Genomic DNA, 11065 nt, shown 5'->3' on the forward strand with positions numbered 1-11065 from the left:
CCTATTTAAATGACACACTTAAATAGAAATAATTTAAAAATAAGTAACACTGTTTGGCTTTTATTGTTTGGCACAGCAACAATAAAAGCTGCAAATTTTATGAGCATTCCATTTATCGCTATTTTTCTGATAAAGAATAGTGGGCTAAATGCGGTAGAAATTGGCTTGATTGTTGCACTTTCGCCTTTTGCTTCTTTAATGGGAGGTTTTTTAGGAGGGCAATTATCTGATATTTTTGGAAGAAAGAATTTATTATTCATATCACTTTCTTTTCTGCCCTTCGTGTTTTTAGGCTTTTATTTTTCAGCAGAGCTGAAGGATGCCCATACAAGAATTATTATCTTCGCCGTGCTTAATACGCTTTGCGGGTTTTTCTCCAGCTTATTTCACCCTGTAAGTGCCGCTCTAATGGGGGATCTTAGCCCTGTGGAGCTTAGAGGGAAAATCTATCAGCTACGGTATTTTTTTACCAATATTGGCGCTGCACTTGGCCCTGCGCTTGGCGGCTGGTTAGGGATAAATGCTTCCCGTGATAATTTCCTTTATACGTGTTATTTCTATATTTTTTATTTTTTAATTTTATCATTTGTTTTTTTCTACAACAGAAATAACGCTTTAACCTTAACAACGGTCAAGAGGCAAAAATTTAAAGAGTCATATACGGCCTTATTAGGAGATAAAAAACTACAAAGACTCATTCTGGGGGGGATTATTTTTAATTTATGCTACAGCCAGATAGAAAGTACGGTTGCACAAATTATTGCCAATAATTTCCATGATGGAATTAGATACTTTTCATATTTATTAACCGCAAATGGAATTATTGTAATTTCATTTCAGGCTCCAATTTATTGGTTAAGCAGAAGGCTTGGGTTGAATATTAGTCTGGTCGTAGGGTGTGGTGTTTTTTCTGTGGGCATGTTTTTAATGGCTTTTCAGGATATATCAATCATCTTTTTATTTGTTTCAATATTTTTTATAAGTATTGGCGAAGTGTTTGTTTTTCCAATTTCTACAGAGCTGATTGAACAGCTTGCCCCAGATTCACTCCGCGGGTCTTATTTTGGAGCGGCTACTTTTAGAAATTTAGGCCTCTCGATCGGGCCTATTATGGGTGGGTATATATTAACGTATTACGGTTCTAAATCATTATTCTTTACCGTTTCTATTCTGGCTATTGTATCTGTGCTTGTTTGCCTTTCAGGAAATAAAGCTAATTTAACCGCATTACAAAGAGATTGATTTAAATGGCGAAAGTATATATTACAGATCGAATTGTTAATCCAGATATTGAACGTGATATTTTAGGAGATGATGTCAGTTTGGAATTTGATAATAATGCTGAAGTATTAATGGTGTGGAGGCAGCATGTTGATAAGGATTTTATCGATCAGTTTCCCAAGCTGAAAGCAATTCAGCGCTATGGTGTGGGTTATGACAGGCTGGATTTAAGCTATGCAAAAAGTAAAGATATTTTTGTTTCAAACAATCCAGCTTACTGCACTGAAGAAGTAGCACAAACTGCGATGGCATTTATATTGAATTGCTCTAGGAAAATAAATTATTTAGATCATTTTGCAAAAGAAAATTTTGAAAAATGGCAGCAGGCAGTTACACCACCAACACGAAGAGTATCTAGTTCAACACTGGGAATTATTGGGGCGGGACGCATTGGTGCTACGGTATGCAATTATGCGCGAGCGCTGGGCTATCGCGTTGAGTACTTTGATCCTTATCTGAGTGCGGAGCAAGTGGCTCGCTTAGACCAGATAGGCGCGAAGAGAATTGAGCACCTAGAAGCGTTACTCAATCAGGCAGATATTGTTAGCTTGCATGTTCCGCTTACTGCAGATACGACAGAAATGGTTAATGAAAGCTTTCTTCATTCAATGAAATTCGGGGCTTCTTTAGTTAATACTTCCCGGGGCACGACAATGGTGCATCCCGATGTTTTTTTGTCTTTTCTTGAGGCTGGCCATCTCAACCAATTGATGCTTGATGTATTGCCTGAAGAGCCGCCAACTCATTGCTCATTTATAAATATGTGGCTTGAACCGCCTAGCTATTTAAAAGGAAGAGTTTTGATTAACCCACATAAATCATACTTTTCCAGCGAATCCGCAATCGAGATGCGGCAGACAGCAGCAATCAATGCTAAGCGGGTGATTGATGGTCTTAGTCCATGCTTCGTAGTAAACCACTAATCTTATAAAAAGAGAGATATCTTATGCGCAAGCAAATATTAGTTATTGATTTTGTTACTCCAAAAAGAAAAAATACACTATTGACGGCAAAAAATTTAGGTTTGTCAATTGCTCTTGCTGCAAAAAGTTTACCTGAAGAAATTGCAGAATATGTTGATCGATTTATTGAAGTAGATACAGAAGATACCAATGCCTTATTAGAGGTTTTGGAGGCTGAACATAAAATTAAAAAATTTGATGGTGTCATCTCATTTTGGGACCGGTATGTTGAGCCTTGCGCATTAATTGCTGAAAAATTAGGTTTACCTGGCAATACAGTAGATACAGCGATTAAAACACGCAGTAAATTTATGACTCGTATTTCTTTAGCTGAGCAAGCCGTTCCTCAGCCGCGTTTTCGTATTGTAAAAAGCCTAGACGATTTAATTTCTGCTGCAAAATATATTGGTTTTCCATTTATATTTAAGCCTGTAGGTGCATGCTCCAGCCGTGGTATTTTTAAAATTGAATCTGGCCATAATTTGGTGGAAATCTATCAGCAGATGTTGGAAGTGAGCAATAATCCCGACGATAAAATGTTTAAGTTTTATGAGGGTGAGTTTTTAGCTGAAGAGTATATGCAAGGGCCAGAATTTAGTGTTGAAGGGGTGGCCAGTTTTGGTGTAATACATATTGCAGGAATTACGGAGAAGTGGACTACTGAAAATAATTTTACTGAAAAGCAGCATCTTTTTCCCGCTAGATTAGAAGAATCACAGCAGGCTGCCATTCTTGATGTTGCAACTCGTGCGCTGACTGCGATTGATTACCGACAAGGTGCTTTTCATGTTGAGTTGATGCTGACTTCTGAGGGGCCAAAAATTGTTGAAATTAATGGCCGTTTAGGAGGAGATTTTATTACAACCCATTTGTTGCCCTTGGCTCAGGGAATAGATATCAGTGCATGTTCATTTTTAGCGGCATTAGGTGAAGAGATTGATTTAAGTAAAAAGCTTGATAATCATGCAACAGTTAAATTTTTAATTGCTGAAACTGAAGGTGTGCTGAGCGCATGGTCAGGATGTGAAGAAGCGTTGGCAGTAAAAGGGGTTCAGGAGTTATTTATTGAACGTAAAGAAGGCGCATCGGTGACTCTTCCCCCGAAAAAATACGGTGAATTTCGTTTAGCGGCTGTGATTGTTCAGGCTGAGCGATCGTGTGATGCGCTTGCGCAAGCAGACATGGCGATTAATTATTTAGCGCCATCTATCGTTTAATTTAGCCCCTTTGTTTGTCCGGGTCGGATCAATGGATTGTTCACATTAAGTTCTTACTATGAAAAATGAAATTATTCCAAATAGCTTATGTCTGGTGCTTGGCGGGGCTCGTTACGGTGAGTTTGAAACACTATTCAAACAAGGTATTTCTGTTGGTTTGATTCTGGATTCAAATTCAATCAATAATATTCCTGTTGATCATCAGTTTGTATTAATTGAAAAATTTGATTTTAGAAAATCAAATGAAGCGCTGAATATTTTAATAAATACGATATCAAAAAAATGGCACATTGATGCGGTATTAAATACACGAGAGGCATATGTACCTCATCACAGGGTGATTGCTCAGACGCTGGGATTGCCCTTTATCAGTGAGGAAAGTTTACAGTGTGTGACCAATAAAACAAAAATGCATGAAGCGTTTGTTAGGCATATCGGTGAGCATTCAACTGCGTTATTTGAAAAAACACGATTTCAGAATGAGCTGGAACAAATAGTTGAAAAAATTGGTTTCCCGTTGATTTTAAAGCCAACTAACTTGGCAGCTAGTTTATTTGTTAGTCAGTGTCATCATTTTGAAGAGTTAAACGCTGCTTTTTCAAACATGCAAAGTTGCTTAAGCGCGCATTATCAAAAAATAGGCGTAAGTGATGATGCCGTGCCAGAAATTCAAATCGAGGAATTCTTAGAGGGATCTTTGCATTCACAGGATCTTATTATTTCTGAGGATGGCCGTATTTACGCTACTCCAATTGTTGATGTGATAACGGGCAAAGACTTGGGCCTTAATGACTTTCATCATTTTTATCGTGGTTGCCCCACAAAATTGATAGAAGCGCAGCAAGAAATGGCTAATAGTCTTACAAAGAAAGGAGCGCAGGCCTTAGGCTTACGTGCGTGTGTCGCTCATACAGAGTTTATTTTCACAGCGCATGGCCCCCGATTGTTAGAAATTGCCGCTCGCCCGGGGGCCCATCGTAATCGTGTGCTTGAAATGACTTATGATCTGCCGCTTAATGTACTGTATTACCAAAATCAAAAAGGGTGTATAGCTGATTTTTCTTTAATTGCGCCGCGTCCTTTTGCAATTGTTACTCCTTTTCCTTTAATAAAGAAGGAGTTTTTAGGTTTAAAGGATATTGATGCAATTCAAAACCTGAATAGTTATCATCATCATGAGTTTAGGGTGAAAATAGGTGACATGATTGGGCCTGCCAGAGAAGGGTTTTATTCTTGTTTTGTTCTGGAGCTGCTGGCTACTTCACATGAGGCATTATGGGATGATATTCAAGTCATAAAAAATATGGGTGATATTTATAAATGATTAATAAAAGGCCAAAGATTGTTATTTTGGATGATGAGGCTTTGGCCTTTTTAGGCACCAGTCGTCGTTTTCAATTAGATCAAATTGGAGATGTTGATCATTATCGTTCTGCTGCCCGTGATCAGAATGAGTTAGTCGCTCGGTTAGCAGGGGCAGATGCGCTGATTAATATAAAAAAGAGTTATTTATTTAACTCGGATTTATTTAATGATCTTCCTCAGTTAAAAATAATCTCCTACTTTGGGATTGGTATTGATCATTTTAAAATTTCAAAAGAAATAAGCGATCGTGTTTTAATCAAAAATACACCGGGTGTGAGTGCCGGTGAAGTCGCAGAGCATGCTTTTGCTCTTTTGCTTGGGCTTTCAAAAAAGTTACTTGTTAATGATAGAAATACCCGGCAAGGGATTTGGTTTCAACAAGATAATTTAGGGCTACAGGGTAAAAAACTAGGCTTGGTTGGCGCAGGAGATACCGCTGCTGCGGTGAATCACTTTGCCAAAGCATTTGGCATGGAAACGTGTATGTGGACCAGATGTCCTAGTGTGGATAGAGCTGAAAAACTAAGGACTCCTTTTGTAGAGTTAGACGTGTTATTTAAAACTTCTGATGTTATTTCTTTGCATTTGCCTTTGTTTCCAAATACACGCGGCATGATTACCCGTGCTTTGTTAAAAAGTATGAAGCCTTCTGCTTTTTTACTTAACTTAGGGCGTGGTGGTTTGTATGAGGAAAAAGATCTTTATCATGCTTTGAAAAATAATTGGATCGCAGGAGCAGGGCTGGATGTGTTTGAAAACGAGCCTTTAAATCAGCGCAGCCCATTCTTTGAGTTTGATAATGTATTGCATACGCCGCATATCGCTGATCGCACTCCTGAGTGTTTTGAGCGGGGTATGGATATGCTTACAAATAATATTCTTAATTATTATTTGGTATCAGAATAGATAATAAGTTTTATATCTTGTGAATATTTTATTGCTGCAATGGGGCACCTTGCTTGTTAGCTATTTTTAACAGGCGAATAAGCGTTTTTTTAGATTTGAAAAGGCCATCCCGAGGGATGGCCTTTTTGGGGTCTGGCAGATGGCTATTGATCAAAAAATATGTAATAGATCGGTGTAGCAATGAAGATCATAAGCACACCTTAAGCTTCTTATTTTATTCGTAATCAGACATCGGCAAGCAAGCGCAGAATAGATTGCGATCGCCGTAGACGTTGTCAGCACGCCCAACCGGTGGCCAGTATTTATTACGCTTTACGCTTTCCAGCGGGAATGCAGCTGTGGCGCGCGTGTAGCCGTGTTCCCATGTTTCAGCGGTGAGTACTTCCACTGTGTGCGGTGCGTTCACCAACGGATTATCGGCTAGAGTCCATTCACCGCTGACGACGCGATCGATTTCGCTGCGGATAGCAATCATGGCGTCGATAAAGCGATCGAGCTCTACTTTTGATTCGCTTTCGGTAGGCTCTACCATCAGCGTGCCCGGGACAGGGAAGCTCATGGTGGGGGCGTGAAAGCCATAATCCATTAGGCGTTTTGCTACATCTTCATTGCTGATACCGCTGACGTCTTTCAGTGGGCGCAAGTCCAGAATACATTCGTGCGCAACCAGACCATCGTGGCCGCTGTAGAGCACAGGGTAGAAAGGCGCAAGGCGTTTGGCGATGTAGTTGGCGTTAAGAATCGCCACTTCAGTTGCACTTTTCAGGCCTTCGCTTCCCATCATGGCGATATACATCCATGAGATAGGCAAGATCGCTGCCGAGCCGTAAGGAGCCGCACTCACTGCACCAATACCCTGCTCACCACGCACATAGCCGCTGCTTTGCTGGTTAGGCAAGAACGGTACCAAGTGTGCTGCTACCGCTACTGGGCCAACACCGGGGCCGCCACCGCCGTGAGGAATGCAGAATGTTTTGTGCAGGTTTAAGTGGCTGACATCGCCGCCAAACTGGCCAGGCGCGCAGAGGCCCACCATGGCATTCATATTTGCGCCGTCGATATACACCTGGCCACCGTGGCCGTGCACGATATCGCACACTTCTTTGACCGACTCTTCAAACACACCGTGCGTGCTTGGGTAGGTGATCATAATCGCGGCAATATTCTGGCTGTGTTTGTCGGCCTTGGCACGTAAATCGGCCAGATCAATATTGCCCGCTTCATCACAAGCAACCACGACTACGGTGAGGCCTGCCATCTGCGCTGAAGCAGGGTTGGTGCCGTGTGCGGAAGCTGGGATCAGTACGATATTGCGCGCCGCATCATTACGTGAAGCGTGGTAGGCCTTGATAATCAACAGTCCCGCGTATTCGCCCTGGCTACCCGCGTTGGGTTGCAGACTAACACCCGCGTAACCCGTTGCCGCGCAGAGCATGGCTTCAAGCTGGGCGATCATTTCGCGATAGCCGATCGTTTGCGCAGCAGGTGCGAATGGATGAACGCTGGCAAATTCTGGCCAGGTGACCGGCATCATTTCGCTGGCTGCGTTCAGTTTCATGGTGCAAGAGCCTAGCGGAATCATGGTGCGATCAAGCGCTAAATCTTTATCTGCCAAGCTACGCAGGTAGCGCATCATCTCGGTTTCGGAGTGATAGCGGTTAAAGGTAGGGTGAGTCAGAAAGTCGGACTGGCGTAGCAGCTCGCCCGGTAATGCGCCTGCGATTTCTGCATCGATGGCGTCCACTGTTGGCAGGGTTTTACCTGAGGCAAACACATGCCAGAGTGCCGATACATCTTCACGCGTGGTGGTTTCGTCTAGCGATACCCCCACGGTGGTCGCGCTAATCACGCGCAAGTTAATGCCGTGGTTGTGAGCCAACGCATGCACGACAGCCGCTTCTTTTACCGAAATAGTCAGCGTATCAAACCAATTGCTGTTAAGTACTTTAGCGTCGAGCTGGGTCAAACCTGCAGCCAAGATGCTGGTCAGGCGGTGCACGCGGTGAGCGATGCGTTTTAAGCCTGCCGGGCCGTGGTAAACGGCGTACATGCTGGCCATTACGGCGAGCAATACTTGCGCGGTACAGATATTGGATGTGGCTTTTTCGCGGCGAATATGTTGCTCGCGGGTTTGCAGGGCAAGGCGGTAAGCGCTCTTACCTTGCGCATCGATGGTAATTCCGACCAAGCGGCCTGGCATTGAGCGTTTGAATTCATCGCGTGTGGCTAAGAAGCCAGCGTGCGGGCCACCAAAGCCGAGCGGTACACCAAAGCGCTGGCTATTGCCGACTACCACATCTGCACCCCATTCACCGGGCGCTGCCAGCAAGGTAAGCGCCAGCAAATCAGCGGCTACAACAACTAAAGTGCCCTTGGCGTGTAAATCAGCTACCAGTGCACGGTAATCCGGCACATCGCCATTTACGCCAGGGTATTGCAATAGCACACCAAAGCCGTCCCCGGCTTCGCCAAGACCGGTACGCACTTCAATGCCCAGTGGCGCTGCGCGGGTAGCAATCACTTCGCGGGTTTGTGGCAGTACATCGGCGGCTACGTAGAAAATAGTCGATTTGCTTTTGCTCATTCGCAGCAAGAGTGTCATCGCTTCAGCAGCGGCGGTGCCTTCATCCAGCATCGACGCATTGGCAATCGCCATGCCGGTCATATCGGTAATCATTTGCTGGAAGTTAATAATCGCTTCCAAGCGGCCTTGGCTGATTTCTGGCTGGTATGGGGTGTAAGCCGTGTACCAAGCTGGATTTTCCAGAATATTGCGCAGAATCACGCTAGGGGTATGAGTGCCGTAATAGCCCTGACCAATCATGCTCTTTTTGAGCACATTCTTGCCTGCAATGGCTTTCAGCGTGGCCAAAGCCTCGGCTTCGCTCTTGGCCTGAGTGAATTCACCCAGCGGCAAAGCATCCTGACGGTGAATGGCGGCAGGAACAATATTTTTAATCAGATCAGAGCGCGTTGCATAGCCCAGCGTGGCCAGCATGGCGGCTTCTTCCGCTGCATTAGGGCCGATATGGCGGGCCACAAAAGCGGCGTGATCTTCAAGATGGCTAAGAGATGCAGTGGTCATGGCGGCAACCGTAAGTGTACGTGGGGCAGGTCAAAAAGATCTGTAGACACAGAGAACACAGAGAACACAGAGAAAAACAAAAGCGAGAACAAGGAGGAAGACCTAGCTATAACAGCGCTGCAGGCGATAACTTGCTGTTAATTAGGTTTTACCTTAATGGTTTTCTCCGTGTGCTCTGTGTTCTTCCCGATCTCTGTGTCTACAGAAGTTTTTATGTCTTTATTAGCCGATGGCTTTTTCGTAATCGGCAGCGCTTAGCATGGTGTCGAGGTCGGCTGCGTTGTCTGGGGTGATTTTGAATAACCATGCGCCGTAAGCGTCGGTGTTGACTTGCTCTGGAGCATTGGTCAAATCGTCATTGCTTTCCAGAATCACACCCGCCAGTGGCGCATAGATATCGCTGGCGGCTTTAACGGATTCAACCACACCACAAGCGTCATTTTTAGCGTAACGAGTGCCAGCTGCTGGCAATTCTAGAAACACGATATCGCCCAGCGCTTCTTGCGCGTGGTTGGTAATACCGATGGTGATGCTGCCATCTGCTTCAAGACGAAGCCATTCGTGCGTGTCAGTGAATTTCAAATTAGCTGGGATAGACATAAAAGTGCTCCGGTATAGGGTGTGTTGTTGTGTGCTGTGTAAGGTCAAAAAGTTCTGTAGACACGGAGAAAGAATGAGAACACAGAGTACACAGAGAAAACCGATTAAGTAAACGCTTAAACGAAGTTGTTTTCTCTCTGTTCTCGTTTTGTTTTTCTTCGTGTTCTCTGTGTCTACAGATATTAGGTTTTTATGAAAGCTGTGATTTACCGTTGCGTACAAAAGGCATTTTCACTACGCGGGCGGCTAGTTTTTTGTCGCGGATCGCCACGTGCACGGTGTCGCCAATGGCAACGCCAAGCGGTAAACGTGCCATAGCGATGGATTGTTGCAGGCTAGGGGAGAAGGTGCCGCTGGTGATTTCACCGGTCCCGTGTTCGGTATGCACCACCTGATGGCCGCGCAATACGCCGCCTTTATCTAGCAGCAATAAACCTAGGAATTGCTGGGTCTGGCCTTGGGCGATGAGGGCTTCTTTACCTACGAAATCTCGCTCGGAAACGAGGTCAATCGTCCAGGCTAAACCTGCGTTCAGCGGATTGATCGTTTCGTCCATGTCCTGGCCGTATAAATTCATACCGGCTTCTAAACGCAGCGTGTCGCGTGCGCCTAGGCCACATGGGCGAACGCCTGCGGTGATAAGTTGATTCCAGAAGGCTTCAATTTGGGTGGCAGGCAGTGCTACTTCAAAACCATCTTCACCGGTGTAGCCGGTGCGGGCAATCATTACATCGCCAATTTGTGCGGCATTAAAAGGCTTGAGGTCTGAGCTGGCGGCTTGAGTTCCTGGCAAAACCTCCCAGACTTTAGCGCGGGCATTCGGGCCCTGTACGGCCAGAATGGCTAAATCATTGCGGGAGGTAATGGTGAGGCCGGTATTCCATTCGGTATTAAGCTGCTGCATCCATGCAATGTCTTTATCTGCGGTGCCAGCGTTCACCACAAGGCGGAAATAATCTTCGGTGAAGTAATAAACAATCAAATCGTCGATGACGGTAGCTTGTGGGTTGAGCAAGCAAGAATAGAGCGCTTTGCCAGAAACTTTAAGCTTGGCCACATTATTGGCAAGGGCGCGGGTCAGGAAGGCGCGAACTTGTTCGCCCTTGATATCCACCACACGCATATGGCTGACATCAAACATGCCTGCATCGGTGCGAACGGCGTGGTGTTCTTCGATTTGCGAGCCATAGTTTACAGGCATGTCCCAGCCGCCAAAATCGACCATACGGGCGTTGGCAATACGATGGGCGGCATTGAGTGGGGTAGTGTGGAGTTGGGCGGACATGGCGCTCTCGGGCATAGCGCTGCAAGCCGATTAGGCTTTTCAGATGCAGCGGCCCCTCTGTCCTTGGTACCTGAGAGATTCCAAAACGGCTCATGACGATCCGTTTTGTTAGCCCCTTCGGTGGGCGTTTTGCACGCCACTCTCCAGAGTGTTGATGCCAAAGAGTCCTTTTGCCTGAGCGTTCGCGGGCGTTGCGCCTTCGGCGGCACCAAGGGTTTTCCCTAGGTGCTCTCTCCTCTTTAGTGGTCGAAATTTAACCACTTAGGCGGTGTTTGTCAATTTTTACATGTGCAAATTGGTATGCACCGTAATTATGATTTTGAGGTATTTAACAGCATAAAGCCCCGCTCAAATATGAGCGGGG

The 11065-nt window shown here is 45.0% G+C and carries 8 protein-coding genes and 2 riboswitches; of the genes, 5 read left to right on the forward strand and 3 right to left on the reverse strand.

What is annotated here, in order from left to right; translation table 11 throughout:
• Positions 1–9 precede the first annotated feature (9 nt).
• The 5 genes from VN23_RS02885 to VN23_RS02905 are packed head-to-tail and all read left to right on the forward strand — an operon-like array spanning position 10 to position 5731.
• Positions 10–1242, forward strand: a complete 1233-nt coding sequence (locus VN23_RS02885) for an MFS transporter (protein ID WP_062654802.1) — start codon at positions 10–12, stop codon at positions 1240–1242.
• A gap of 5 nt (positions 1243–1247) precedes the next feature.
• A complete protein-coding gene (locus VN23_RS02890; protein ID WP_046353299.1) occupies positions 1248–2204 on the forward strand; it encodes an NAD(P)-dependent oxidoreductase in 957 nt (318 codons plus the stop codon).
• Positions 2205–2227: 23 nt separating this feature from the next.
• Positions 2228–3460 (forward strand): ATP-grasp domain-containing protein, encoded by a 1233-nt coding sequence (locus VN23_RS02895; protein WP_046353298.1) that lies wholly within the window; start codon positions 2228–2230, stop codon positions 3458–3460.
• A 58-nt stretch (positions 3461–3518) separates the two neighbouring features.
• Complete coding sequence (locus VN23_RS02900; RefSeq protein WP_046353297.1) at positions 3519–4784, forward strand: ATP-grasp domain-containing protein; 1266 nt, start codon at positions 3519–3521, stop codon at positions 4782–4784.
• Positions 4781–5731 carry an NAD(P)-dependent oxidoreductase gene (locus VN23_RS02905; RefSeq protein ID WP_052746759.1) on the forward strand — a complete coding sequence of 317 codons (951 nt, stop codon included), beginning with the start codon at positions 4781–4783 and terminating at the stop codon, positions 5729–5731. The genes VN23_RS02900 and VN23_RS02905 overlap by 4 nt, the downstream gene beginning before the upstream one ends.
• Before the next feature lie 214 nt (positions 5732–5945).
• Here VN23_RS02905 and gcvP read toward each other — a convergent pair whose 3' ends face one another.
• The 3 genes from gcvP to gcvT all read right to left on the reverse strand — a co-directional run bounded on the left by gcvP (position 5946) and on the right by gcvT (position 10701).
• Complete coding sequence (gene gcvP, locus VN23_RS02910) at positions 5946–8816, reverse strand: aminomethyl-transferring glycine dehydrogenase (protein WP_046353296.1); 2871 nt, start codon at positions 8814–8816, stop codon at positions 5946–5948.
• Between the two features lie 222 nt (positions 8817–9038).
• Positions 9039–9416, reverse strand: coding sequence for a glycine cleavage system protein GcvH (gene gcvH / locus VN23_RS02915; RefSeq protein ID WP_046353295.1), 378 nt, complete (start codon positions 9414–9416; stop codon positions 9039–9041).
• Positions 9417–9606: 190 nt separating this feature from the next.
• Complete coding sequence (gene gcvT, locus VN23_RS02920; RefSeq protein WP_046353511.1) at positions 9607–10701, reverse strand: glycine cleavage system aminomethyltransferase GcvT; 1095 nt, start codon at positions 10699–10701, stop codon at positions 9607–9609.
• A gap of 53 nt (positions 10702–10754) precedes the next feature.
• Positions 10755–10852: riboswitch (glycine riboswitch) on the reverse strand.
• Position 10853: 1 nt separating this feature from the next.
• Positions 10854–10949, reverse strand: a riboswitch (glycine riboswitch).
• Positions 10950–11065 lie beyond the last annotated feature (116 nt).

It is taken from the genome of Janthinobacterium sp. B9-8 (assembly GCF_000969645.2).
Taxonomy (GTDB): Bacteria; Pseudomonadota; Gammaproteobacteria; order Burkholderiales; family Chitinibacteraceae; genus Iodobacter.

What these genes read in the sequence shown, in the direction of transcription:
- VN23_RS02885 (WP_062654802.1), top strand. Translation starts at nt 10, where the DNA reads ATGACACACTTAAATAGAAATAATTTAAAAATAAGTAACACTGTTTGG.
- VN23_RS02890 (WP_046353299.1), top strand. Translation starts at nt 1,248, where the DNA reads ATGGCGAAAGTATATATTACAGATCGAATTGTTAATCCAGATATTGAA.
- VN23_RS02895 (WP_046353298.1), top strand. Translation starts at nt 2,228, where the DNA reads ATGCGCAAGCAAATATTAGTTATTGATTTTGTTACTCCAAAAAGAAAA.
- VN23_RS02900 (WP_046353297.1), top strand. Translation starts at nt 3,519, where the DNA reads ATGAAAAATGAAATTATTCCAAATAGCTTATGTCTGGTGCTTGGCGGG.
- VN23_RS02905 (WP_052746759.1), top strand. Translation starts at nt 4,781, where the DNA reads ATGATTAATAAAAGGCCAAAGATTGTTATTTTGGATGATGAGGCTTTG.
- gcvP (WP_046353296.1), bottom strand. Translation starts at nt 8,816, where the DNA reads ATGACCACTGCATCTCTTAGCCATCTTGAAGATCACGCCGCTTTTGTG.
- gcvH (WP_046353295.1), bottom strand. Translation starts at nt 9,416, where the DNA reads ATGTCTATCCCAGCTAATTTGAAATTCACTGACACGCACGAATGGCTT.
- gcvT (WP_046353511.1), bottom strand. Translation starts at nt 10,701, where the DNA reads ATGTCCGCCCAACTCCACACTACCCCACTCAATGCCGCCCATCGTATT.